This window comes from Streptomyces sp. JN8 (genome assembly GCF_055808075.1).
This window is the reverse complement of sequence record NZ_CM147852.1, coordinates 6,627,368-6,651,388: the sequence shown is the minus strand read 5'-3', so window position 1 is coordinate 6,651,388 and position 24,021 is coordinate 6,627,368. Positions and strand designations below refer to the sequence as shown.

Annotated in this window: 22 protein-coding genes; 9 read left to right on the top strand and 13 right to left on the bottom strand. The window is 74.0% G+C overall.

Going from position 1 to position 24,021, the window contains the following annotated elements:
- Positions 1 to 77: 77 nt before the first annotated feature.
- Complete coding sequence (locus ACY0MR_RS29350; RefSeq protein ID WP_473556273.1) at positions 78 to 1,259, bottom strand: glycerophosphodiester phosphodiesterase; 1,182 nt, start codon at positions 1,257 to 1,259, stop codon at positions 78 to 80.
- A 220-nt stretch (positions 1,260 to 1,479) separates the two neighbouring features.
- Here ACY0MR_RS29350 and ACY0MR_RS29345 point away from each other — a divergent pair, with 220 nt between their 5' ends.
- A complete protein-coding gene (locus ACY0MR_RS29345) occupies positions 1,480 to 2,151 on the top strand; it encodes a lysophospholipid acyltransferase family protein (protein WP_388806525.1) in 672 nt (223 codons plus the stop codon).
- A 72-nt stretch (positions 2,152 to 2,223) separates the two neighbouring features.
- On the opposite strand, the gene ACY0MR_RS29340 is transcribed toward ACY0MR_RS29345, so the two are convergent.
- Both ACY0MR_RS29340 and ACY0MR_RS29335 read right to left on the bottom strand, forming a co-directional pair.
- Positions 2,224 to 3,768 carry an MFS transporter gene (locus ACY0MR_RS29340; protein WP_473556271.1) on the bottom strand — a complete coding sequence of 515 codons (1,545 nt, stop codon included), beginning with the start codon at positions 3,766 to 3,768 and terminating at the stop codon, positions 2,224 to 2,226.
- A complete protein-coding gene (locus ACY0MR_RS29335; RefSeq protein ID WP_388804718.1) occupies positions 3,765 to 4,316 on the bottom strand; it encodes a TetR/AcrR family transcriptional regulator in 552 nt (183 codons plus the stop codon). The genes ACY0MR_RS29340 and ACY0MR_RS29335 overlap by 4 nt, the downstream gene beginning before the upstream one ends.
- 85 nt (positions 4,317 to 4,401) lie before the next feature.
- Here ACY0MR_RS29335 and ACY0MR_RS29330 point away from each other — a divergent pair, with 85 nt between their 5' ends.
- A complete protein-coding gene (locus ACY0MR_RS29330; RefSeq protein WP_404084381.1) occupies positions 4,402 to 4,911 on the top strand; it encodes an HAD domain-containing protein in 510 nt (169 codons plus the stop codon).
- Positions 4,912 to 4,929: 18 nt separating this feature from the next.
- Here the strand turns inward: ACY0MR_RS29330 and argH are convergent, their stop codons facing one another.
- Positions 4,930 to 6,360 carry an argininosuccinate lyase gene (gene argH, locus ACY0MR_RS29325; RefSeq protein ID WP_473556267.1) on the bottom strand — a complete coding sequence of 477 codons (1,431 nt, stop codon included), beginning with the start codon at positions 6,358 to 6,360 and terminating at the stop codon, positions 4,930 to 4,932.
- 141 nt (positions 6,361 to 6,501) lie between these two features.
- Here argH and ACY0MR_RS29320 point away from each other — a divergent pair, with 141 nt between their 5' ends.
- The 3 genes from ACY0MR_RS29320 (at position 6,502) to ACY0MR_RS29310 (ending at position 9,846) form a co-directional block, all read left to right on the top strand.
- Complete coding sequence (locus ACY0MR_RS29320; RefSeq protein ID WP_473556264.1) at positions 6,502 to 8,430, top strand: hypothetical protein; 1,929 nt, start codon at positions 6,502 to 6,504, stop codon at positions 8,428 to 8,430.
- Between the two features lie 61 nt (positions 8,431 to 8,491).
- Positions 8,492 to 9,097: a pyridoxamine 5'-phosphate oxidase family protein gene (locus tag ACY0MR_RS29315; RefSeq protein WP_388804706.1), complete on the top strand. Its 606-nt coding sequence runs from the start codon at positions 8,492 to 8,494 to the stop codon at positions 9,095 to 9,097.
- 47 nt (positions 9,098 to 9,144) lie between these two features.
- The gene (locus ACY0MR_RS29310; protein ID WP_473556262.1) at positions 9,145 to 9,846 is read left to right on the top strand and encodes a L,D-transpeptidase family protein; all 702 of its coding nucleotides are present in this window, start codon (positions 9,145 to 9,147) and stop codon (positions 9,844 to 9,846) included.
- 7 nt (positions 9,847 to 9,853) lie between these two features.
- Here the strand turns inward: ACY0MR_RS29310 and ACY0MR_RS29305 are convergent, their stop codons facing one another.
- From ACY0MR_RS29305 to argC, 5 genes are all read right to left on the bottom strand, one after another.
- Positions 9,854 to 10,384 (bottom strand): arginine repressor, encoded by a 531-nt coding sequence (locus ACY0MR_RS29305; RefSeq protein WP_148004907.1) that lies wholly within the window; start codon positions 10,382 to 10,384, stop codon positions 9,854 to 9,856.
- A 7-nt stretch (positions 10,385 to 10,391) separates the two neighbouring features.
- Positions 10,392 to 11,606 (bottom strand): acetylornithine transaminase, encoded by a 1,215-nt coding sequence (locus ACY0MR_RS29300; protein WP_473556259.1) that lies wholly within the window; start codon positions 11,604 to 11,606, stop codon positions 10,392 to 10,394.
- Positions 11,606 to 12,526, bottom strand: coding sequence for an acetylglutamate kinase (gene argB, locus ACY0MR_RS29295; protein WP_361853674.1), 921 nt, complete (start codon positions 12,524 to 12,526; stop codon positions 11,606 to 11,608). The genes ACY0MR_RS29300 and argB overlap by 1 nt, the downstream gene beginning before the upstream one ends.
- On the bottom strand, positions 12,523 to 13,701 hold the full coding sequence (argJ, locus tag ACY0MR_RS29290) for a bifunctional glutamate N-acetyltransferase/amino-acid acetyltransferase ArgJ (RefSeq protein ID WP_388804697.1): 1,179 nt from the start codon (positions 13,699 to 13,701) through the stop codon (positions 12,523 to 12,525). The genes argB and argJ overlap by 4 nt, the downstream gene beginning before the upstream one ends.
- 115 nt (positions 13,702 to 13,816) lie before the next feature.
- The gene (gene argC, locus ACY0MR_RS29285; protein WP_388804694.1) at positions 13,817 to 14,857 is read right to left on the bottom strand and encodes an N-acetyl-gamma-glutamyl-phosphate reductase; all 1,041 of its coding nucleotides are present in this window, start codon (positions 14,855 to 14,857) and stop codon (positions 13,817 to 13,819) included.
- 250 nt (positions 14,858 to 15,107) lie between these two features.
- Here argC and argG point away from each other — a divergent pair, with 250 nt between their 5' ends.
- Positions 15,108 to 16,562, top strand: a complete 1,455-nt coding sequence (argG, locus tag ACY0MR_RS29280) for an argininosuccinate synthase (protein ID WP_473556256.1) — start codon at positions 15,108 to 15,110, stop codon at positions 16,560 to 16,562.
- A 262-nt stretch (positions 16,563 to 16,824) separates the two neighbouring features.
- The gene (locus ACY0MR_RS29275; RefSeq protein WP_404084393.1) at positions 16,825 to 18,423 is read left to right on the top strand and encodes an ABC-F family ATP-binding cassette domain-containing protein; all 1,599 of its coding nucleotides are present in this window, start codon (positions 16,825 to 16,827) and stop codon (positions 18,421 to 18,423) included.
- A 129-nt stretch (positions 18,424 to 18,552) separates the two neighbouring features.
- On the opposite strand, the gene ACY0MR_RS29270 is transcribed toward ACY0MR_RS29275, so the two are convergent.
- The 4 genes from ACY0MR_RS29270 to ACY0MR_RS29255 form a co-directional block, all read right to left on the bottom strand.
- Positions 18,553 to 19,716, bottom strand: coding sequence for a methyltransferase (locus tag ACY0MR_RS29270; protein ID WP_388804685.1), 1,164 nt, complete (start codon positions 19,714 to 19,716; stop codon positions 18,553 to 18,555).
- A gap of 62 nt (positions 19,717 to 19,778) precedes the next feature.
- Positions 19,779 to 20,354 carry a histidine phosphatase family protein gene (locus ACY0MR_RS29265; protein ID WP_388804682.1) on the bottom strand — a complete coding sequence of 192 codons (576 nt, stop codon included), beginning with the start codon at positions 20,352 to 20,354 and terminating at the stop codon, positions 19,779 to 19,781.
- A gap of 69 nt (positions 20,355 to 20,423) precedes the next feature.
- Positions 20,424 to 20,876 carry a GNAT family N-acetyltransferase gene (locus ACY0MR_RS29260; protein WP_361862639.1) on the bottom strand — a complete coding sequence of 151 codons (453 nt, stop codon included), beginning with the start codon at positions 20,874 to 20,876 and terminating at the stop codon, positions 20,424 to 20,426.
- A 112-nt stretch (positions 20,877 to 20,988) separates the two neighbouring features.
- On the bottom strand, positions 20,989 to 22,425 hold the full coding sequence (locus ACY0MR_RS29255) for an aminotransferase-like domain-containing protein (RefSeq protein WP_473556252.1): 1,437 nt from the start codon (positions 22,423 to 22,425) through the stop codon (positions 20,989 to 20,991).
- Here ACY0MR_RS29255 and ACY0MR_RS29250 point away from each other — a divergent pair.
- Positions 22,424 to 23,530 (top strand): DMT family transporter, encoded by a 1,107-nt coding sequence (locus ACY0MR_RS29250; protein ID WP_473556250.1) that lies wholly within the window; start codon positions 22,424 to 22,426, stop codon positions 23,528 to 23,530. The genes ACY0MR_RS29255 and ACY0MR_RS29250 overlap by 2 nt on opposite strands.
- A gap of 92 nt (positions 23,531 to 23,622) precedes the next feature.
- On the top strand, positions 23,623 to 23,826 hold the full coding sequence (locus ACY0MR_RS29245) for a DUF1918 domain-containing protein (protein WP_361856857.1): 204 nt from the start codon (positions 23,623 to 23,625) through the stop codon (positions 23,824 to 23,826).
- Positions 23,827 to 24,021: the final 195 nt, after the last annotated feature.

The window sequence follows — 24,021 nt, the reverse complement described above, 5'->3', positions numbered from 1 at the left end:
TTGCGCTTCGGGCGCCAAACCACCCGGGAGGGCGGTGTGCGGGTCCGGTCGGCGGACCCGCGCGCCGCTCGGGCCGCTCAGTCGCGGCCGGTGAGGTCCGCCGCGCCCAGCAGGGCCGTGTCCGGGTTGTCGGAGAAGATGCCGTCGATCCCGGTGGCCAGGTACCGCCGCAGCGCCCCGAAGGAGTCCCCGTAGGCCGCCGGGTCGGTTCCCCTGCGGAACTCCACGGGCAGGAAGGAGTTCTCGTTGCGGTGGGTGTACGGGTGGAGGATCAGGCCGGCCCGGTGCGCGTCGCGGACCAGGGTGGTCGGGTCGCCGAGGCGGCCGCTCGCGTCCTTCGGGATCACCAGGTCGAGCGAGGGGCCGATGCCCTTGGCGTACGAGGCGATCCAGCGCAGGCCCTCGGGGGTGACCAGGTCGGCGACGGTGCGCGGGTCCCCCGCCTCGACGAAGTCCCAGGGGCGGCTCGTGGGGCCGGAGAGCAGGACGACACCGGGCGGGTCGACCAGCTCGGCGAGCCGCCGGACGCTGGTCGGCTCGAAGGACTGGAGGAAGACCGGGGAGTCGGCGCGGTCGCGGCCGTACCGGCGCAGCAGCCGGGCGAGGCGCTCTTCGAGGCCGAGGCCGAGGGAGCGGAAGTAGGTGGGGTGCTTGGTCTCGACGTGGAGCCAGATCCGGCGGCCCCGGCGGCGGCCCTCCTCCTCGGCCCAGCGCAGCACCTCCTCGAAGGTGGGGATCGTCCAGCGGCCGTCGTACAGGGTGTTCTCCTGGCGGACGGCCGGGATGCGCTCCTCGGCCCGGAGGGTCTTCAGCTCGGCGAGCGTGAAGTCCTCGGTGAACCAGCCGGTGAGGGCGACGCCGTCGACGCTCTTGGTGGTCCTGCGGGACGCGAACTCGGGGTGGTCGGCGACGTCGGTGGTGCCGGTGATGTCGTTCTCGTGGCGGCAGACCAGGTGCCCGTCCCTGGTGGGGACGAGGTCCTGTTCGATCACATGGGCGCCGAGGTCCAGGGCGTGGCGGTAGGAGCCCAGGGTGTGCTCGGGCCGGTAGCCGCTGGCGCCGCGGTGGGCGATGACGGTGGGGACGGGGAGGGAGCGGTAGCCGCGGTCCCGGCCCGCCGCGGCGGACGCGGCCCCGGCGGTGTCCGGCGCCGCCTGCGCCGCGCCGCCGGTGAGGGCCGTGGAGGCGCCGAGGACCGTGGCGCCCGCCGCTCCGAGAACCGTGCGCCGCGCCGGGATCCGGCGTTCGCCCTGGGTCATGTGGTGTCCTCCTGTGTCATGTCCCGCACCTGTCGACGGGTGCCCCCGACGCTAGGCACCGGGGCCCACCGCGCGGCAGACCTACGCCGAACATGGCGGAAACACACGTCAACACTGCGTATCCGGTCGGTGAACCCGATGTGCGCACGGACGTGACCCGCGAGTATCGTCGCCAGCTGCACCGTCAGCTCGACTGACCCGCATCCCACCGGAGGAACCGTTGTCCCGTCTCGCGATCATCAAGGCAGTGCTCGGGCCGGTCATGCGCCTGATGTTCCGCCCCCGCGTGGAGGGCGCCGAGAACATCCCGGGGACCGGTCCCGTCATCCTCGCGGGCAACCACCTGACCTTCATCGACTCGATGATCATGCCGATCTGCCTGGACCGCCCGGTCTTCTTCATCGGCAAGGACGAGTACGTGACGGGCAAGGGCCTCAAGGGCCGCGCGATGGCCTGGTTCTTCACCAGCGTGGGCATGATCCCGGTGGACCGGGACGGCGGCCGCGGCGGCGTGGCGGCCCTGATGACCGGCCGCCGGGTGCTGGAGGAGGGCAAGATCTTCTCGATCTACCCGGAGGGCACCCGCTCCCCCGACGGCCGGCTGTACCGCGGCCGTACGGGCATCGCGCGTTTGACGCTGATGACCGGCGCCCCGGTGATCCCCTTCGCCATGATCGGCACCGACAAGATCCAGCCGGGCGGCGCGGGCATCCCGCGTCCGGGCCGGGTGACGGTCCGCTTCGGCGAGGCGATGGAGTTCTCCCGCTACGACGGGATGGACCGCGACCGCTACGTGCTGCGGGCCGTGACCGACTCGGTGATGGCCGAGGTCATGCGGCTCTCGGGCCAGGAGTACGTGGACATGTACGCCACCAAGGCGAAGGCGGCGTGACGCCGCGACCGTGACGGCAGGGGCGTGCCCCGTACAGCCCGGCTGTACGGGGCACGCCCCTGTGCGGGAGCGTCAGTGCTCGACGCCGTCCTCCAGCTTCTGGCCCCTGAGCAGGAACCAGGCCGCGACCGCCGTCGCGAGGAGGACCGCGGCGCCGACGCCGGCCGCGATCCGCAGACCGTCGACGAAGGCCTCCTGGGCGGCGGACACCAGCGCGGTCGCCGTGTCCGGGGCGAGGGCGCCGGAGGCCTCGACCGCGCCGCCGAGGGACTCGTGGGCGGCGGACGCGACATCGGAGGGGACGTCGGCCGGGGTGGCGAAGCCCCGGTAGACGCCGGTCACGATCGACCCGAGGACGGCGATGCCGAGCGCGGCGCCCAGTTCGTACGCGGTCTCGGAGACGGCGGAGGCCGAGCCGGCCTGGTCCTTCGGGACGCTGGAGAGGATCACGTCCGCGGTGACGGTGAAGGCGAACCCGGCGCCCACGCCGACCACGAGGAGCGCGGCGCCCAGCAGCGGGTAGCCGGTGTGCTGGTCGAGCGTGGTCAGGACGGCCAGGGAGAGGCCGACCGCCGCGAGACCGCCGGCGACCACGGACCGCACGGAGAAGCGCCGGGCCACGACGCCCGCGATCAGACCGGCCGTGACCGCGCCGACCGCCGCCGGGAGTTCGGCGAGTCCGGCCTCCAGCGGCTGCCTGCCCTGCACCAGCTGGAAGAACTGGGACAGGAAGAAGACCAGGCCGGAGAGGCCCAGGATGGTCAGCAGGTCGGCGAGCACCGCGCCCGAGAAGCCGCGGTGGCGGAAGAGCCGCATGTCCAGGAGCGGCGCGGGCAGGGTCAGCTGCCGGCGGACGAACCAGGTCAGGGCGCCCGCTCCGAGGAGGGCGGCGAGGCCCGCGTCGGCGGAGCGGCCGTGCGAGGCGAGTTCCTTGATCGCGTATACGATCCCGATCAGGCCGATCAGGGAGAGTCCGACGCTCGGCAGGTCCCAGGGACCCGGGTTCGGGTTCCTGGACTCCGGGATCAGTTTGATGCCGACGACGACCAGGACGGCCATCACGGGCAGGTTGATCAGGAAGACCGAGCCCCACCAGAAGTGCTCCAGGAGGAAGCCTCCGACGACCGGTCCGACGGCGGCGCCCGCCGACGCCATGGCACCCCAGATGCCGATGGCGAGGCTGCGCTCGCGCGGGTCGTGGAAGAGGTTCCGGATGAGCGCCAGCGTGGACGGCATCAGGGTCGCGCCGGCGACGCCGAGCAGGGCGCGCGCCACGATCATCATCTCGGGGCTGGTCGCGTAGGCGTTCAGCACGGAGACGGCGCCGAAGGCGGTGGCGCCGATCAGGAGCAGCTTCTTGCGGCCGATGCGGTCGCCGAGGCTGCCCATGGAGACCAGGAGTCCGGCGATGACGAAGGAGTAGACGTCGCCGATCCAGAGCAGCTGGGTGCCCGAGGGCTTCAGGTCCTCGGAGAGGAAGGGGGTGGCGAGGCCCAGCACCGTGGCGTCGACCGCCACGAGCAGGACGGCCAGGACGAGGACGGAGAGGGCGAGCCACCGGCCGGGGCGGCGCACGCCCTCGGTATGGCCCGTGGTGTTGAGGGTGCTGGTGGTCACTTCTCCACGCTCCTGCGCGCTCCGCCGAGCAGCAGCTCGACGATCATGTACTGGAAGTCCTTGGCGGCGACCCGGCCGTCCTGTACGGCCCAGGCGCCGGAACCGATGAGCCCGTAGAAGGCCTCGGTGAGCCAGGCGGGGGTCAGGTCGATCCGGAAGACGCCGTCCTCCTGGCCGCGCCGGAAGAGCGCCGAGACGCGGGCGTCGATGCGGGCCCAGCCCTCGTTCTGCTGGTCGCCCTCGAAGAGCTGGTTCTCGGTGACGAGGAAGGACAGCAGCGGGGCGAGGTGCTCGACCTCGGCCACGATCCGGCGCACCGCCTCGTCGGCGGACCCCGCCTCGGGCTCGGCCCGTTCGAGCGCGGCCTCGATCTCCTGCAGCCCGTGCTCCTCGAGCGCCCGCACGAGCGCGTCCCGCCCGGCGAAGTGCCGGTGCAGCGTGGCCCGGCCGATCCCGGCGGACCGGGCGACCTCGTCCATCGTGGCGGTCGCCTTGCGGGAGAGCAGGGCCGCGGCTGCGTGGAGCACCTGGGTGCGATCGACTGACATGAGACGACCATACACCCGATGAGACATCTATGTCTCATTCAATAATTCGACGCCTCACTCGGGGCAGGAGCGGAATGCTGTGAACATGACGAAGCCACTGCTGCTGCTCGACGTCGACGGGCCGCTGAACCCCTACGCGGCGCAGCGCGAGCGGCGCCCCGAGGGGTACACGACCCACCGGATGAGGCCCGGCGGCTGGTTCGAGACGAAGCCGCTCCGGGTGTGGCTGAACCCCGGGCACGGGGGCGAGCTGCGCGCGCTGGCGGAGGCGTACGAGCTGGTCTGGGCAACGACCTGGAAGGGCGAGGCGAACGACTGGATCGGGCCGCACCTCGGGCTGCCCGCGCTGCCGTTCATCGACTGGCCCGTGATGCACGGAAAGGCCCCTCGCGGGACCTTCTGGAAGACGCAGTACATCCTGGAGTACGCGGCGGGGCGGCCGTTCGCCTGGGTGGACGACGACATCACCCGGTACGACCGGGAGTTCGTGGAGCAGAACCACCTCGCCGCCGCCCTGCTGCTGCACGTCGACCCCCGGTTCGGACTGCTCCGGCCGGACTTCGACGCGCTCGCGGACTGGGCGGCGGCGCTGTGACGCCCCGAGGGCGGCGCGCTACTTCTTCTTGGCGGCGGCCCAGGCGTGCTGGATCACCAGATCGGCCTTGACCTCGACGAGCTGGACGGCGACCGCGGAGGGGGCCGTGCCGCCGCGGCCACTGCGGGAGGCGAGGGCGCCCGGGACGTTGAGGACGGTGCGGACCTCGGGGGTCAGGTGCTCGGAGATCTTGGCGAACTGCTCGTCCGTCAGCTCGTCGAGCTCCTTGTCCTCGGACTCGGCGACCTTCACGCACTCGCCGGCGACCTCGTGGGCCACCCGGAACGGCACGCCCTGCTTGACCAGCCACTCCGCGATGTCGGTGGCGAGGGAGAAGCCGGCCGGGGCCAGTTCCTCCATGCGCTCCCGGTTGACGGTGAGCGTGGCCATCATGCCGGTGAAGGCCGGCAGCAGGACCTCCAGCTGGTCGCAGGAGTCGAAGACCGGCTCCTTGTCCTCCTGAAGGTCGCGGTTGTAGGCGAGCGGCAGCGCCTTGAGCGTGGCGAGGAGGCCCGTGAGGTTGCCGATCAGGCGGCCCGACTTGCCCCGGGCGAGCTCGGCGATGTCCGGGTTCTTCTTCTGCGGCATGATCGACGAACCGGTGGAGAAGGCGTCGTGGAGGGTCACGAAGGAGAACTCCTTCGTGTTCCAGATGATGATCTCCTCGGCGATCCGCGACAGGTTGACGCCGATCATCGCGGTGATGAAGGCGAACTCGGCGACGAAGTCGCGGGAGGCCGTGCCGTCGATCGAGTTGCCGACCGAGCCGCGCTCGAAGCCAAGGTCCCTGGCGACCGCCTCCGGGTCCAGCCCGAGCGAGGAGCCGGCGAGGGCGCCGGAGCCGTACGGGGAGACCGCCGTGCGGGTGTCCCACTGCCGCAGCCGCTCGGCGTCCCGCGCGAGGGACTGCGCGTGGGCCAGCACGTGGTGGGCGAAGAGCACCGGCTGGGCGTGCTGGAGGTGCGTACGGCCGGGCATGGCGACGTCGGGGTGCGCCTCGGCGAGCCCGACGAGGGCGTCCTGGAGGTCGGCGACGAGGCCGCCGATGATCCGGGCGTGGTCGCGCAGGTACATCCGGAAGAGGGTGGCGACCTGGTCGTTGCGGGACCGGCCGGCCCGCAGCTTGCCGCCGAGGTCCTGACCGACGCGCTCCAGGAGCCCGCGCTCCAGGGCGGTGTGGACGTCCTCGTCCGCGATGGTGCCGACGAGGGTGCCGTCGGCGACGTCCACCTCCAGCCGGTCGAGACCCGCGAGCATGCGGGTCAGCTCGTCCTCGGTGAGGAGCCCGGCCTTGTGCAGCACGCGCGCGTGGGCACGGGAACCGGCGATGTCGTACGGCGCGAGGCGCCAGTCGAAGTGCACCGACGCGGACAGCTTCGCCAGGGCCTCGGCGGGCCCGTCGGCGAACCGTCCGCCCCAGAGCCGCACGTCACCGTTGTTGCTGCTCACAACTGCTCCTCAGTCTTCGCGACCATCGATATGCATGAGTATGCAGAACTCTGCATGATTCGTCAATCTGGCCGGGTCGGCTCCGTCCGCGGGCGGGATATTCGCAGGTGGGCGGGGCCTCGGACCACTACAGTCCCGCGCATGACACCGCCCGAGCCCCTGCCGCCCCTGCTGCCGACCCGGCACCGCTCCCCCGGAGAACGACTGCTGCACGGGAAGGGCGTCGCCGCGGCGGCGGACGGAGTCCGCGCCGAGGACTGGACGGGGCTCGACCAGAGCGCCCACGTCGCCACCTGGTGGACGGGGTCCGCGCGGTCGAGCGGTCGCGTCCGGGTCGGCTTCCACTGGTTCGACAGCCGCGAACTGGACGCCCACGGCGCACCCCCGCACTGGCACGAGGCGGGGCCGGACGGACGCCCGGCCGGGGTCGCCTGGTCCCGGCCGCCCACCGAGTCCGAGATCGCGCTGGCCCTCTGCCACGACGACCCGCGGCTCCGCGCGGCCGCGCTCCGGCTCTCCGCCGACGGGACGCTGCCCGCCGCCGCCCTGCCGCTGGTCCTCCTCCGGTGCGCCGACACGGACGGGACCGTCCGCGGGCTCGCCCGCCCGGTCCTCGGCGGGATGCTCGACACGGCCGGGGACGCGACCGTACGGGCCCTCGCCCCGCTCGCGCTGCTCCTGGACCTGCGGCGGCACGGCGGCTGGGCCCGGGAGGCCGTCCTCGCCCGGACCGGCGGCATCCCGGCCGACGCGGTGGCCGAACTGCTGGCGAGCCGCCGGCCGGAATGCCGCACCGCCGGGGTGCGGGCCGCGGAGTCGGCCGGACTGCTGGACGCGGCCGGGGCCTACGCGATGGCGGAGTCCGAGGCCGACGTGAGCGTCGCCGGCCATGCGGCGCGCGCCGCGGCGCGCCTGACCCGCCGGGCCCTCGACACCCCGGGCGGCCCCACCCGCGCGACGGCGCTCGCCCCGTTCCACGCCTTCATGGCCGCCCGCCGGGACCCCGATCTCGGCCGGGCCGCCCTCACCGCCGCCCACGCGTCGGGGCTCCTGCGGGCCGAGGACCTGGCACGGCTGGCCGTCGGCCATCCCGAACCGAGAGCGCGTCGGCACGCCCTCGGCACGCTGCTGGCCGAGCACGACCCGACCCCGTACCTCGACGCCCTGGCGGACGCCCGCGACGCGGCCGTCCGGAGGGCCGCCGTCGCCCGGCTGCGGTCCGCCGGCCGGGCCGGCGAACTCACCCGGCACCTCACGGACCCGAACGCCTCGGTGCGCGCCGTCGCGCGCCGCGAGTTGGAGGCCGACGGGGGCGACGCGCACCCGGTGTACCGCGCCCTGTGCGCGGACCCGGCGGCCGTCACCCCGGCCGCCGTCACGGGGCTCGCGGAGCGCCCGGGCCCCGGGGACCCGGCGCTGCTGCACGCCCTGACCCGCCATCCCCGCGGCCCGGTGCGCGCTCGCGCGGTGGGCGCGCTGCGCATGCTCGGCGCGCTGCCCGGCGGCGCGCCGGTCGCCTTCGCCGACGACCCCGACCGGGCCGTGCGGCACACCGCCCTCCGGGCCGTACGCCGCCTCCCCGACGCCCTGCGCGCCTGCCTGGCCACCGCCCACGGGGACGTGCGGGCGGCGGCGCTCGACCTGCTGGCCTCCCGGCACGGGCTCGACTGGCGGGAAGCCGTCCCCTTCCTGGAGGACCCCGATCCGCGGGTGACACGGGTGGCGCGGCGGGTGGTGGGGTGGAACGCCTCCGAGCTGCCGCTCCCCTTCCTGCTCGGCCTCGCGGCCCCCGGCCGCCCGCTCGCCCAGCGCGCGGTCGGGCTGGCCCTGGTCGGCCACCACGATGACGCTGGGGCGCTGCTCGCCGCCCTCCGGCTGGCCGACGACACCGACCCCGCGCTGCGCGGGGAGGCGCGGCTCAGGGCCGTCCGCGCCCTGCGGCGGCTGGACGAGGAGGTCGGCGGTCCGCACGGGGAGGAGATCCGGCGGCTCGTGGAACGCCATGCCGCCGCGCTGCCGCTCTGGTACGAGGAGATACGGCGGCGGAACCGGGCGGCGCGGCGGCGCTGAGGTCCGGCCACGGACCGGACCGGCTTCGCGTCGGAGCCGCCGTTCCGAAAGAATCCCGACCATGGGAAAAACGTACGAGCGGATCGACGGACGTCTCCGTGCCTTCATCGAGGCCCAGCCGGTGTACTTCACCGCGACCGCCCCCCTCTCCGGGGACGGCCATGTCAACCTCTCCCCCAAGGGCCGCCGCGGCACCCTCGTGGTGCTCGACGAACTGACGCTCGCCTACGTCGACTTCGGGGGCAGCAGCGCGGAGACGGTCGCGCACCTGCGGGAGCCGGGCAACGGGCGGATCACCCTGATGTGGACGGCGTTCTCGGGGCCGCCGACCGTCGTGCGGGTGCACGGGACCGGGGAGGCGGTGTTCCGTGACGACCCGCGCTGGGCGGAGCTGTTCGCGCGGTTCCCCGCGGAGGCGGTCGAGGGCCAGGGCAGCGCGCGGGCGATCGTCCTCGTGCACGCGCGGCGGATCAGCGACGCGTGCGGGTTCGCGGTCCCGCTGATGGAGTACCAGGAGGACCGGGGGATGCACGCCGAGTACTTCAACCGGAAGACCGACGAGGAGTTCAACGCGTACTGCGAGCGCAAGGACCACATCGGCACCAGCCTCGACGGCCTCCCGGCGCTGCCGCTCCCGCTGCCGCCGCAGCCGCACACCGCCGGATAGCCGCGCCCCGCGAGCGCGGAGTGGGGGGCGGCCCTAGGGTCGCGGCCATGCGCACCGGACTTCCCCGCACCCTTGCCGTCCTCGCGGTCGCCCTGCTGTCACTCGGCGCGGGGCCCGCACCCGTGCCGCTGCCCGCCCGCATGGCGGACACCGGCGGCGGCTCCCAGCTGATCACCGCCGAGGCCGCCGGGACCGGTTCCACCACGGGCACCCTGACCTGGTGGGACCGGCGCGGCGGCCGGTGGGTGAAGGCGGGGTCGGCGCCCGCCCGGTTCGGCGCGAAGGGGCTCGTCGAGGGCGCGCGGCGGCGGCAGGGCACGAACACCACCCCCACCGGGCTCTACCGGCTGCCGTACGCCTTCGGGATCGAGGCCGCGCCGCCGGGGACCTCGTACCGCTACGCGCGCGTGACGCCGCGCTCCTGGTGGTGCCAGGACGGCGACTCGCGCGCGTACAACCGCTGGGTCGAGGGGCTGCCGCGGGACTGCCGGGCCGCCGAGGCCGAGCACCTGGTCACCTACCGGCGGCCGTACGCGCACGGGCTCGTCATCGGTTTCAACTACGACCGGCCGGTGCGCGGGCGCGGCGCCGGAATCTTCCTGCACGTCAACGGGCGGGGCGCGACGGCCGGTTGCGTCTCCGTACCGGCGGAGGCGATGCGTGCGGTGCTCACCTGGGCCGATCCCTCGCGCCGGCCGCACATCGCCGTCGGAACGCGCGGCGGTCCGACGGCGATCACCCGCTACTGAGGCCGGGCTACTGCTGCGCGAGCTTCAGCAGGTGGTCGGCGAGCGCCTGGCCGCCCGCCGGGTCGCGGCTGATGAGCAGCAGGGTGTCGTCCCCCGCGATCGTGCCGAGGATCGCGTGGAGTTCGGCCTGGTCGATGGCCGACGCGAGGAACTGGGCGGCGCCCGGCGGGGTCCGCAGGACTACGAGGTTCGCGGACGCCTCGGCGGAGATCAGCAGTTCGCCGGAGAGGCGCCGCATGCGCTCCTCCTTCGCGGACTCGCCGAGCGGGGCCTGCGGGGTGCGGAAGCCCCCCTCGCTCGGCACCGCGTAGATCAGCTCGCCGCCGGTGTTGCGGATCTTGACCGCGCCCAGCTCGTCGAGGTCGCGGGAGAGCGTCGCCTGGGTGACGCTCAGCCCGTCGTCCGCGAGGAGCTTGGCGAGCTGGCTCTGCGAGCGCACCGGCTGCCGGTTGAGGATGTCGACGATCCTGCGGTGGCGTGCGGTGCGGGTCTGCGGAACGGACGGCCCGCCGTGCTCATTTTCCTGCGCGTCGGTCATCGTCGTCTCATTCTCCGGTTCGTCCTTGCCCGTTCACCACGTCGAGGACTCCGGGCAGGGCCTGGAGGAAGGCGTCCGCCTCGGCGTCGGTGAGGAGCAGCGAAGGCATGATCCGTACGACATCGGGGGCGGGCGCGTTCACCAGGAGGCCGGCGTCCTGAGCCGCCTGCTGCACCTGGGGTGCGAGGGACTCCGTGAGCACGATACCCAGCAGGAGGCCCGCACCACGGACGTGGGAGACCAGCGGGTGGCCGAGACCCTCGATTCCCTGCCGCAGCCGCTCGCCGACCGCCTTCACGTGGTCGAGGGCCGCGTCGGCGCCGAGGGTGTCGAGAACGGCGATCCCGGCGGCACAGGCGACCGGGTTCCCGCCGAAGGTGGTGCCGTGGTGCCCGGGTCCGAGGAGGTCGGCCGCGGGGCCGAAGGCGACGGTGGCGCCGATCGGGAGGCCGCCGCCGAGCCCCTTGGCGAGGGTCACGACATCGGGGTCGACGCCCTCGTGCGCCTGGTACTCGAACCAGTGGCCGCAGCGGCCGATGCCGGTCTGCACCTCGTCGAGGACGAGGAGGGTGCCGGTGGCGCGGGTGATCTCCCGCGCCGCCTTGAGGTAGCCGAGGGGCGGGACGACGACGCCGTTCTCACCCTGGATCGGCTCGATGACCACGAGGGCGGTGTCCTCGGTGACGGCGGCGCGGAGCGCCTCCGCGTCCCCGTACGGCACATGGGTCACATCGCCGGGGAGCGGCAGGAACGGAGTCTGCTTGGCGGGCTGCCCGGTGAGCGCGAGGGAGCCCATGGTGCGGCCGTGGAATCCGCCCCGGGTGGCGACCATGTGGGAGCGGCCGGTGAGCCGGCCGATCTTGAAGGCGCCTTCGACGGCCTCGGCGCCGGAGTTGCAGAAGAAGACCTTGCCGGGCCTGCCGAAGAGGGCGAGGAGCCGCTCGGCGAGGGCGACGGGCGGCTCTGCGACGAACAGGTTGGAGACGTGGCCGAGGGTGCCGATCTGCCGGGTGACGGCCTCGACGACGGCCGGGTGGCCGTGGCCGAGGGCGTTCACGGCGATGCCGCCGACGAAGTCCAGGTACGTGTTGCCGTCGGCGTCCCAGACCCGGGCGCCCTCGCCGCGGACGAGGGGCAGCCGGGGGGTGCCGTAGTTGTTCATGAGCGAGCCCTGCCACCGTGCGGTGAGCTGCTCGTTCCCGGTCTGCGTGGTGCCGCTCATCAGTCCCCCTGTCCGTCCGGCACGACCATCGTGCCGATGCCCTCGTCGGTGAAGATCTCCAGCAGGATGGAGTGCGGGACCCGGCCGTCGATCACGCGGGCCGTGGTGACCCCGTTCCGCACGGCGTGCAGGCAGCCCTCCATCTTGGGGACCATGCCGCTGGAGAGCTCGGGCAGCAGCTTCTCCAGCTGGCTCGCGGTGAGCCTGCTGATGACCTCGTCGCTGTGCGGCCAGTCCTCGTAGAGGCCCTCGACGTCGGTGAGGACCATCAGGGTCTCGGCGCCCAGCGCCGCAGCGAGTGCCGCAGCCGCCGTATCAGCATTGACGTTGTAGACATGTCCGTCGTCCTGGGAGCGGGCGATGGAGGAGATGACCGGGATCCGGCCGTCCTCCAGGAGGGCCTGGATCGCGCCGGTGTCGATGGCGGTGATCTCGCCGACGCGTCCGATGTCGATGTGCTCGCCGGCCACGAAGGGGCGGTGCCGGGTGGCGGTGATGGTGTGGGCGTCCTCGCCGGTGAGGCCGACGGCGAGCGGGCCGTGCTGGTTGAGCAGCCCGACGAGTTCGCGCTGGACCTGTCCGGCGAGGACCATCCGCACGACGTCCATGGCGTCCTCGGTGGTGACCCGGAGGCCCGCCTTGAACTCGCTGACGATGCCGTGCCGGTCGAGGGCGGCGCTGATCTGGGGGCCGCCGCCGTGCACGACGACGGGCTTGAGGCCGGCCTGGCGCAGGAAGACGACGTCCTGGGCGAAGGCGGCCTTGAGGTCCTCGTCGATCATGGCGTTGCCGCCGAACTTGATGACGACCGTCTTGCCGTTGTGCCGGGTGAGCCAGGGCAGGGCCTCGATGAGGGTCTGCGCCTTGGGGAGCGCGGTGTGCTTCCGGGTCGTGCTCTCGGGGTTCCTGGGGTCGCTCATGACGAGTACGCGCTGTTCTCGTGGACGTAGTCGGCGGTGAGGTCGTTCGCCCAGATGACGGCGGACTCGTCGCCGGCGGCGAGGTCGGCGGTGACGGTGACCTCCCGGTAGCGCATGTCGACGAGGTCGCGGTCCTCGCCGACGGAGCCGTTCTTGCAGACCCAGACGCCGTTGATGGCGACGTTCAGCCGGTCGGGCTCGAAGGCGGCCCGGGTGGTGCCGATGGCGGAGAGCACCCGGCCCCAGTTGGGGTCCTCGCCGTGGATGGCGCACTTGAGGAGGTTGTTGCGGGCGATGGACCGGCCCACCTCGACGGCGTCGTCCTCGGTGGCGGCGTTGACCACCTCGATGCGGATGTCCTTGCTGGCGCCCTCGGCGTCGCCGATGAGCTGGCGGGCGAGGTCGTCGCAGACCTCCCGCACGGCCGCGGTGAACGCGTCCTGCTCGGGCGTCACGCCGGAGGAACCGGAGGCGAGGAGGAGGACGGTGTCGTTGGTGGACATGCAGCCGTCGGAGTCGACCCGGTCGAAGGTGACGCGGGTGGCGCCCCGCAGGGCGCTGTCCAGGCCCGCGCTGTCGACGTCGGCGTCCGTGGTGAGCACGACGAGCATGGTGGCGAGTCCGGGGGCGAGCATGCCCGCGCCCTTGGCCATCCCGCCGACGGTCCAGCCGCCGCCGGGGCCCTCCTCGGTCACCACGGCGGTCTTGTGGACGGTGTCGGTGGTCTTGATGGCGATGGCGGCCTTCTCGCCGCCGTGCTCGGACAGTTCGGCGGCGGCCTTCTCGACACCGGGGAGGAGCTTGTCCATGGGGAGCAGGAGGCCGATGAGCCCGGTGGAGGCCACGGCCACCTCGCCCGCGCCGACCTCGGCGCCGCCGGCGCTGAGGACCTCGGCGACCTTCTCGGCGGTGGCGTGGGTGTCCTGGAAGCCCTGGGGGCCGGTGCAGGCGTTGGCTCCGCCGGAGTTGAGGACGACGGCGGTGAGCTCGCCGTCGGCGAGGACCTGCTGGGACCAGACGACCGGGGCGGCCTTGACGCGGTTGGAGGTGAAGACTCCCGCGGCGGCGCGGCGGGGCCCGGTGTTGACCACGAGGGCCAGGTCCGGGTTGCCGTTCGCCTTGATTCCGGCGGCGATGCCCGCTGCCGTGAACCCCTTCGCTGCGGTGACACTCACTGTGCTTCTCCGTTCGCTTCTCCGCCGGCGCCGGGGGTACCGCCCGCCGGAGGCGGGAGGAGCGGCGGTGCGGGCTTCTTCGTCGTCTGCGGACCGGTGGCTGCGCGCGCGTCGCTCACGGCGCCACGCCGATCGTGGAAAGTCCGGTGCTCTCGGGGAGTCCGAGGGCGATGTTCATGCTCTGCACCGCGCCGCCGGCGGTGCCCTTGGTGAGGTTGTCGATGGCGCTGATCGCGATGATCCGGTTCGCCGCGGCGTCGTACGCGACCTGCACCTGGACGGCGTTGGAGCCGTAGACGGAGGCGGTCGCCGGCCACTGCCCCTCGGGGAGCAGGTGGACGAACGGCTCGTCGGCGTAGGCCTTCTCGTACGCGGCCCGCACGGTCTCGGCGGTGACGCCGGGCTTCGCGGCGGCGGTGCAGGTGGCGAGGATGCCGCGGGGCATCGGCGCGAGGGTCGGCGTGAAGGAGACGGTGACCCGCTCCCCGGCCGGTCCGCTGAGGTTCTGGATCATCTCGGGGGTGTGCCGGTGGCCGCCGCCGACGCCGTAGGGCGACATGCTGCCCATGACCTCGCTGCCGAGCAGGTGCGGCTTGGCCGCCTTGCCGGCGCCCGAGGTGCCGGAGGCGGCGACGATCACGGCCTCGGGCTCGGCGAGGCCGTGCTCGTACGCGGGGAAGAGGGCGAGGGAGACGGCCGTCGGGTAGCACCCCGGCACCGCGACCCGCTTGGAGCCCTGGAGCGCGGCGCGGGCGCCGGGCAGTTCGGGGAGGCCGTAGGGCCAGGTGCCGGCGTGCGGGGAGCCGTAGTAGGCCTCCCAGTCGCCGGGCTCCCTGAGCCGGAAGTCGGCGCCCATGTCGACGACGAGGACGTCCGGGCCGAGCTGTTCGGCGACGGCGGCGGACTGGCCGTGCGGGAGGGCGAGGAAGACCACGTCGTGGGGACGGTCCCGGCCGGCGAGCTCCTCGGCGGTGGTGGGCACGAGGACGCGGTCGGCGAGCGGCAGCAGGTGGGGCTGGAGGGCCCCGAGCCGCTGGCCGGCGTTGGAGTGGCCGGTCAGGGCGCCGATCTCCACGTGGGGGTGGGCGAGGAGGAGACGCAGGAGCTCTCCGCCCGCGTATCCGCTCGCACCCGCCACTGCTACTCGTACCGTCATCGAAACCCTCCTCATGGATGGCATGACTATACGTGGTGCCGCAGTTTTATGCAACGACGTACGGGCAGGCGGGAGGGTCGCCCGGTTCCAGCCTGCGGGCGGTCGCCCCCGGGGGCCACCCGGACGCACCCCACCCCCCCCTCACCCCACCCCCGGACCCACCCCTCGCGGAGGCCCCGACCGGGCGGCTTTCCGTGACCCGACGAAGCCCCCCTTTGCATGACCATGCGAGATGATGCATACTCTTCCTATGTCCAAGGTCCTCACCTCCCTGCCCGCCGGCGAGCGCGTCGGCATCGCCTTCTCCGGCGGCCTCGACACCTCCGTCGCGGTCGCATGGATGCGCGACAAGGGCGCCATCCCCTGCACCTACACCGCCGACATCGGTCAGTACGACGAGCCCGACATCGCCTCGGTGCCCGGCCGTGCCAAGGCCTACGGTGCCGAGATCGCGCGCCTGGTCGACTGCCGCGCCGCGCTGGTCGAGGAGGGGCTCGCCGCACTCACCTGCGGGGCGTTCCACATCCGCTCCGGCGGCCGCGCGTACTTCAACACCACGCCGCTCGGCCGCGCCGTCACCGGCACCCTCCTCGTGCGGGCGATGCTCGAGGACGACGTCCAGATCTGGGGCGACGGCTCGACCTTCAAGGGCAACGACATCGAGCGGTTCTACCGCTACGGTCTGCTCGCCAACCCGCACCTGCGGATCTACAAGCCCTGGCTGGACGCGGACTTCGTGACGGAGCTCGGCGGCCGCAAGGAGATGTCGGAGTGGCTCGTCGCCCACGACCTCCCCTACCGCGACAGCACGGAGAAGGCGTACTCCACCGACGCCAACATCTGGGGCGCCACCCACGAGGCCAAGACGCTGGAGCACCTCGACACCGGCGTGGAGACCGTCGAGCCCATCATGGGCGTCCGCTTCTGGGACCCGTCGGTCGAGATCGACACCGAGGACGTCACGATCGGCTTCGCCCAGGGCCGGCCGGTGTCCGTCAACGGCAAGGAGTTCGCCTCCGCCGTCGACCTGGTCATGGAGGCCAACGCCATCGGCGGCCGCCACGGCATGGGCATGTCCGACCAGATCGAGAACCGGATCATCGAGGCCAAGAGCCGGGGCATCTACGAGGCGCCCGGCATGGCCCTGCTGCACGCGGCCTACGAGCGGCTGGTCAACGCCATCCACAACGAGGACACCCTCGCGCAGTACCACAACGAGGGCCGTCGCCTCGGCCGGCTCATGTACGAGGGCCGGTGGCTGGACCCGCAGGCCCTGATGGTGCGCGAGTCGCTCCAGCGCTGGGTCGGCGCGGCCGTCACGGGCGAGGTGACCCTGCGGCTGCGGCGCGGCGAGGACTACTCGATCCTCGACACCACGGGCCCGGCGTTCAGCTACCACCCGGACAAGCTGTCCATGGAGCGGACCGAGGACTCGGCCTTCGGGCCGGTGGACCGGATCGGCCAGCTCACCATGCGGAACCTCGACATCGCCGACTCGCGCGCCAAGCTGGAGCAGTACGCGGGCCTCGGCCTGCTCGGCGCCGACAGCCCCGCCGTCGGCGCGGCCCAGGCCGCCGCGACCGGACTCATCGGCACCCTCACCGAGCTCCCCGAGGGCGGCGCCGAGGCCATCGCGTCCCGCGGCGAGGCCACCGACGAGGACGAGATGCTGGACCGTGCCGCGATGGAGTTCGGCACCGACTGACCCCCTCCGGTCGGGCACCGCGCGCTCGACTCCCCCGTCGCGCACCCGTGCCCGACACCCCCGGCAGGCCGGCTCGACGACCCCCGCGTCGAGCCGGCCTTCGCCGTCCCCCCGCCCGGAGGGCGGCTCAGGACGGAAACCCCGGTGCGCCCGAGCACCCGCTCCGCTAGCCTCGGCGGCATGTCGACGCCCCGAATCTCCTAGCTGAGGACCCACACCCACGCCACCCGTGTGTCCTCAAGCCCTTTCGGAGCGTTACCCCATGATCACCGTTCGTGGTGCCGACGTGCGCGTCGGCGCCCGGCTCCTGCTGTCCGGCGTCTCCTGCCACGTCGCCCCCGGCGACCGGATCGGCCTCGTCGGCCGCAACGGCGCCGGCAAGACCACCTTCCTCGACACCCTGGCCGGGCTGCGTCCGCCCGCCGCCGGCACCGTCACCCGTACCGGCTCCGTCGGGCACCTCGCCCAGGACTCGCGGGCCGCCGACCCCACCGTGACCGTCACCGACCGGATCCTCTCCGCGCGCGGCCTCGACGGGGCGGTGCGGCGGCTGGAGGAGGCCGCCCGCCGGCTCGGCGAGAACGCCGACGCGCGGGCGCTCGCCGCGTACGACCGGGCCGAGGCCGCCTTCGAGGCGGGCGGCGGCTACGCGGCCGAGGCGGAGGCCGCCCGGGTCGCCGCCGGCCTCGGCCTGCCCGCCGAGGCCATGGACCTGCCGGTCGGCCGGCTGTCCGGCGGCCAGAAGCGCCGGGTCGAACTGGCCAGGATCCTCTTCGCGGGGCACGGCCGGGACGGCACCCTGCTGCTCGACGAGCCGACCAACCACCTGGACGCCGACTCGGTCGGCTGGCTGCGCGGCCACCTGGCCGCCCACCGCGGCGGCCTGGTCCTGATCAGCCACGACGTGCGGCTCCTCGCCGACACCGTCAACCGGGTCTTCCACCTCGACCCGGGGCGCGCCGCCCTCGACGTCCACCACACCGGCTGGGAGGCGTACCTCGCCCAGCGGGAGACCGACGAGCGGCGCCGGGTGCGGGAGCGCGTCAACGCCGAGCGCAAGGCGGCGGCGCTGCACGCGCAGGCGGACCGCATGAAGTCCCGGGTGGCGACGGCGACGACGGCCCGCAGCATGGCGCGCCGGGCCGACCGGATGCTCGCCGGACTCGACCCGGCGCGGCAGGCGGAACGGGTCGCCCGGATCCGGCTGCCGGAGCCCGCCCCCTGCGGCCGGATGCCGCTCGGCGCGGTCGCGCTCTCCAAGGCGTACGGGACGCGCCCGGTGCTCGACGGGGTGGACCTCGCGGTGGACCGGGGCAGCAGGCTCGTCGTCCTCGGGCTCAACGGGGCGGGCAAGACGACCCTGCTGCGGATGCTCGCCGGCCGGGAGGCGCCCGACAGCGGGCGGGTGGTGCGCGGGCCGGGGCTGCGGATCGGCTACTTCGCGCAGGAGCACGACACGCTGGATCCGGCCCGTACGGTCCGCGAGAACCTCGCCGACGCCGCTCCGCGGCTGACGGACGGTGAGGTACGGGCGGTCCTGGGCGCGTTCCTGTTCCGGGGCGACGACGCGGAGAAGCCCGCGGGGGTGCTCTCCGGCGGCGAGAAGACCCGGCTGGCGCTCGCCGCGCTCGTCCACTCGGGCGCCAACGTCCTGCTCCTCGACGAGCCCACGAACAACCTGGACCCCGCCTCCCGCGACGAGGTCCTGGCCGCCGTGGGCACCTATCCGGGGGCGATCGTGATGGTCACCCACGACGAGCAGGCGCTCGACGCCCTGCGCCCCGAGCGGGTCCTGCTGCTGCCGGACGCGGACGAGGACCTGTGGAGCGAGGGGTACCGGGGGCTGGTGGGCCTGGCGTGACGGACGGCCCGGGGAGGCCCGCCCGGCCCGGCCTCGCCCGGGGGGTGTCCTGCCGATCAGGCCGGGCTCGCGGGGTCCGGCCCTCATGACGAAGGGGCGCGGCCGGAAGGCCGCGCCCCTGTCGACGGCCTAGGCCTGCCGTACGGCGCGCAGGACCACGAACTTGGCGTCGCTCGCGACCAGTTCGCTGTTGCCGAAGATCCGGCGGAGGGTGACGTGGTAGCCGAGGTGGCGGTTGCCGATGACCCAGAGTTCGCCGCCCGGTCGCAGCGCGCGCCGCGCGTCGGAGAACATCCGGCGGGCTGTGCGGTCGGTGGTGGCCTGGTGGCTGTGGAACGGGGGGTTGTTGAGGACGAGGTCCACCGAGCCGTCGGGGACGTCGGCGAGGCCGTCGCCGACGAGGAACTCCGCCTTGCGCCCCTCGCCCACGTGCGTGCGGAAGTTCTCCTCGGCCGAGGCGACCGCCTGGTACGACTCGTCGGTGAAGACCAGTTCGGCCTGCGGCTCGTGCAGCGCGATGGCGAGGCCGACGACGCCGTTGCCGCAGCCCAGGTCGGCGACCCGGACGCGGCCGATGCCGCCGGGCAGGTTCGCCAGGAGGAAGCGGGTGCCGATGTCGAGGCGGTCGGCGCAGAAGACACCGGCCTGGTTGGTGACGGTCAGACCGGGCAGACCGGGGGCCGGGGTGTCGGCCGGCAGGTCGTAGCGGTGCGGCCACGGGTTCGGGCGCGGGGTGAGCGACGGGTCGGGCGTGGTGTGGATCAGCCGCGCCTTCTTCACCGCGAGCGAGGTGCGGGTGGGCCCGAGGATCCGCTCGAAGAGCCGGAGGGTGGAGGTGTGGATCTCCTTGACCATGCCGGTGCCGAGGATCACGGTGCCCTCGTGCACGGCCGGCGCGAGCCGGTGCAGCTGGTCCTCCAGGAGCGCGAGGCTCTTGGGGACGCGGACGAGGAGGACGTCGATCCGCTCGGGCGGCGGGTCCTGGGTGGTGAGGAGCCGGACGGAGTCCCGGGCGGCCCCGGCGCGCGCGAGGTTGGTCCGGGTGGCCCGCCGTCCGAGGTACGAGTCGGAGATCTGGACGAGCTCTCCGGGGCCGGCGGCCTGGAGGGCGGTGACGAGGGCTCCCCAGCGGTCGCCGAGGACGGCGACGGTGCCGGACAGGTCGGTGCCCTCCTCGGCCAGTCTGGCCAGGAGGTACTCGTCGGACGCGTCCCAGGCGCGCAACTGGTCGCGCGGGTCCTCGGGATGGCGGGTCAGCGTGAAGGCGCCCCATGACGTGGTCAAACGGTTCATCGTGCTCTCAGGCTAGCCGGTCGCGGCCGGTCCCTCCCGCCGCCACGTGCCGACCGGCCGTCTCAGCGGAGGGCGGCGTCGAGCTGGAGGTGCCACAGACCGGGGCGGCCGGTGAGGGTGACGGTGGAGAGCGGGCGGACGTCGACGTTCCAGTACGTGGCCGGCGGCGCCTTCAGGGCGTACACGAGGGCGGCCCGGACCACGGAGGGTTCGGCGACGGCGACGATCTCGACGTCGTCGGCGGGGCGGGTGTCGAGCCAGTTCCCTATCCGGGTGATGAAGGCGAGGAGGGGTTCGCCGCCGTGCGGGGCGGTGCGGGCGTCGGCGAGCCAGGCGTCGACGGCCTCCGGTTCGAGGGCGGCGACCTCGGCGAGGGTCAGGCCGCGCCAGCGGCCCATGTCGCAGTCGCGGAGCGCGGGCTGGGCCAGGGGGGCGTACCCGAGGGCGGTTCCGGTGGCGCGGCTGCGCGGGGTCGGGGAGCAGTAGCGCAGTTCGGCCGCGCCGAGGGGGATGAGGGCGGGCGCGGCCTGCTGCACGTCGTACCAGCCGGCCTCGTCGAGCGGCCGGTCGTCCTCGAAGCGCTCGGCGAGCAGGGAGGAGCTGCGTGCCGCCGTGACGAGCGTCACCCTGAGACCCATGGCCGCGATCGTGGGGCCGGAGGCTCCGCAGGTCAAGGGGTCATTCGCCGGGGCCGGAGGGGCTCCGGCTCACTGCTGCCCGAGAGCCATCCACTTGTCCGGATTCTGGAGTGGCGCGAAACCGACCTTCTCGTACACGCCGTGCGCGTCGGCCGTGGCGAGCATGATGCGGCGCAGTCCGCAGGGCGCGAGGTGGTCGCGGACGGCGGCGACGAGGGCCGTGCCGAGGCCGGTGCCGCGGGCCGGGCGGTCGACGTAGACGTCGCAGAGCCAGGCGAAGGTGGCGTAGTCGGTGACGACGCGCGCGTAGGCGGCCATCTCGCCGGTCTCCCGGTGGTAGGCGCCGAGGTTGAGCGAGCCCGCGATGGCCCGGTCCTGCTTCTCCCGAGGTCGGCCGTGGGCCCAGTACGAGTCGGTGGACAGCCAGTGGTGGACCCGGGCGGCGTCGATCCGTGCGGAGTCGGCTGAGATCTCGTACGCCCCGTGCATTACGGGGGTGTCCGTGGCGGCGCTGTCGCTCATGCGCGAAGCGTTCCAGTGACTCCTGGGTTTGTCAGGTGAATTTGCCGGGGTCCGCGGTGCGGCGGGGCCCGGCGGGCGGCGGCGGATGCGCCGCCCGGCGGACCGCCGGCGCTCAAGCGGTGAGCTCGTCGAGGGCCGTACGCAGGCGGCGCACGCCCTCCGCGATCTCCGTGGGGCCGGCGACACCCGCGAAACTCAGCCGGATGTGGCCGGCGGGGGGTTCGGCGCAGAAGTACGGGCGGCCGGGGGCCACGGCGGCCCCGGCCCGCAGGGCCGCGGCGTGCAGCCCCGCCTCCGGGACGCCGTCGGGGAGGCGGAGCCAGAGGTGGAAGCCGCCGTACGGAACGTGCGGCAGGCCGAACGCGGGCAGCCGGTGGGCGAGGGCGGCGGTCAGCACGTCCCGCCGGCTCCTCAGTTCCTGCGCGACGCTCCGCAGGTGCCGGTGCCAGGCGGGCGAGCCGACGAGCTCGAGCGCGGCCTCCTGGAGGGGGCGGGGTACGAAGAAGCTGTCGACGACCTGGATCGCGCGGAGCCGCTCCAGAACGGGGCCGCGGGCGGCGAGGGCGCCGACACGCAGGCTCGGCGAGGTGGCCTTGGTGAGGGAGCAGACGTGCACGACGACGCCGTCGGGGTCGTCGGCGGCGAGCGGTGCGGGGAGGGGCGGCGCGCCCTCGTGGACGAGCCGGCGGGCGAAGTCGTCCTCGACGACGAAGGCGCCGGCGGCGCGGGCGATGCGGAGCACCTCGCGGCGCCGCTCGGGCCCCAGGACCGCCCCGGTGGGGTTCTGGAAGAGCGGCTGGCAGACGAAGACGCGGGCGCCGGTGGCCCGGAAGGCGGCGTCGAGCAGTTCGGGGCGGACGCCGTCGGCGTCGACCGGGACGGGGACGGGGCGCAGCCCGGCGGCGCGGGCCACGGCGAGCATGCCCGGGTAGGTCGGCGACTCGACGAGGACGGGCGTGCCGGGCGGGGCGAGGGCGCGCAGGGCCGTGGTGATGGCGGACTGGCCGCCGGCGGTGACGAGCAGTTCGGCGGCGGTGACGCCGCCGCCGATCTCCCGGGCGAACCAGTCCCGCAGCTCGGGCAGGCCGTCGGTGGGCGGTCTGCCCCAGGCTCCGGGGCGGCGTCCGGCGCGGGCGAGCGCGCCGGCGAGGGCCTGTTCCGGCTGGAGGGAGGGGTGGAGGTAGCCGCCGTTGAACTCGATCACGCCGGGCGGCGGGGCGGCCAGGGTGACGAGGACGCCGGAGGCGTCGACGGCCCGGGGGACGAGCTCGGTGGCGGTATCGGCACTGAGGGCGACCTCCTGCCAGGAGGTGTCGCCGGTGACGGGCGCGGCGGTGCGGGGCTCGGCACGGAAGGCGCCGGCGCCGGGGCGGGTGACGACCAGCCCCTCGGCGGCGAGCTGGGCGAGCGCCCGGGTCACGGTCACGGGGGAGACCCGGTAGCGCTCGACGAGGGCACGACTCGACGGCAGCTTTCCACCGGGAGAGTAGCGGTCAAGCTCCGCTTTCAGGGACTGCGCCATTTCCGCGACACTGCTACGCTCACTCATGAGAGCACAGAATAGCGCTACTGCCTACAGGACGATAGCGGTCACCACGACGGACGGACCCGCCGACGGTCACTCCGCGGGCCACGGGGACTCCGCGGGAGACGCGGCCGCCCGTCCGGCGGGCTCCGCCGCCGTCGCGAACGGCACCTCGGCGGCCGGCGGCACGGGGGGCACCGTGGTGGCGGGCAGCGCCGGCCGCGGCGCGGCGCCCCGGACAGCCGGCGGCGCGGGCGCCGGCACCGCCGACCCGCTCCCCCGCGGCACCCTGCTCGCCGCCCTCGGCGTGGTCGCCTTCTCGCTCACCTTCCCGTCGACCGCCTGGGGCCTGGAGAGCTTCGGGCCCTGGTCGCTCGTGGCCGTGCGCTCCACCCTCGCCGCCCTCGTCGCGGGCGGGTTCCTCCTCGCCGGCCGGGTACCGCTGCCGGACCGGCGCCACTGGGCGGGCCTCGCCGTGGTCGCCGCCGGTGTCGTCGTCGGCTTCCCGCTCCTGACGACCCTGGCCCTGCAGACCTCGACCACCTCGCACGCCGCCGTGGTCGTCGGCCTGCTGCCGCTCACCACGGCCGCGTTCGCCGCGCTGCGCACCGGCCGTCGGCCGTCCCGCACCTTCTGGGGCGCGGCCGTGGCGGGCGCGGTCGTCGTGCTCGCCTTCACGGTCCAGCAGAGCGGCGGCGCGGTGTCCCGGGGCGACCTGTGCCTGTTCGGCGCGCTGCTCGTCTGCGCGGCCGGCTACACCGAGGGCGGGCGCCTCGCGCGGCTCATGCCGGGCTGGCACGTCATCGGCTGGGCCCTGATCCTCTGCCTCCCGCCGATGGCCGCCGGCTCGGTCGTGGCCCTCTCCGTGGAACCCGTCCACCTGAACGCCCACGGCGTCCTCGGCCTGGCCTGGGTGGCGATCGGCTCCACCTTCTTCGGCCTGTACGTCTGGTACCGGGGCATGGCCTCGATCGGCATCCCCAGGGCGAGCCAGCTCCAGCTCGCGCAGCCGCTGCTCACCCTGGTCTGGTCGGTCGCGCTGCTCGGCGAGACCCTGCCCATCGCCGCGCCGCTCGCGGCGGTGGCGGTGCTGGTCTGCATCGCGGTGACCCAGCGGTCGAGGAGCTGACCCGCCGGCCCGGCGGATCGGGGCGATCCGCGACACAATGGCAGACATACGCACGGAACAGCACAGGCCCGGTCGCGAGGAGGTCATCCCCGATGCAGGCGAACGTGGGCGACACACTGCTGGTGCACGGCCGGACCGTCGGTCACCACGACCGTACGGCCGAGGTCCTTCAGGTACTGGGGGAGAACGGCACGCCCCCGTACCGCGTCAAGTTCGACGACGACGGCCACGAGGCCCTGATGTCCCCGGGTCCCGACACCGTCGTACGCCACCACCCCGAGGAGGGCGCGGGCTGAGTCCGGACCGGCCCCCGCCCCTGCTCCGGGACCCGGTCGGGCGGACGTCCGCCACGACGGCGGACCTCTCCCCGACCGGGTCCCGCCCCTTCGCTCCTCGTGAGAATCTCCTCACGTCGCCTCTTCGCGCGTCGTGAGGAGATCCTCACGCCGAGCCCTCGGTCGACACGGCTCGGGCCGCCCCGCCGCCCGCCC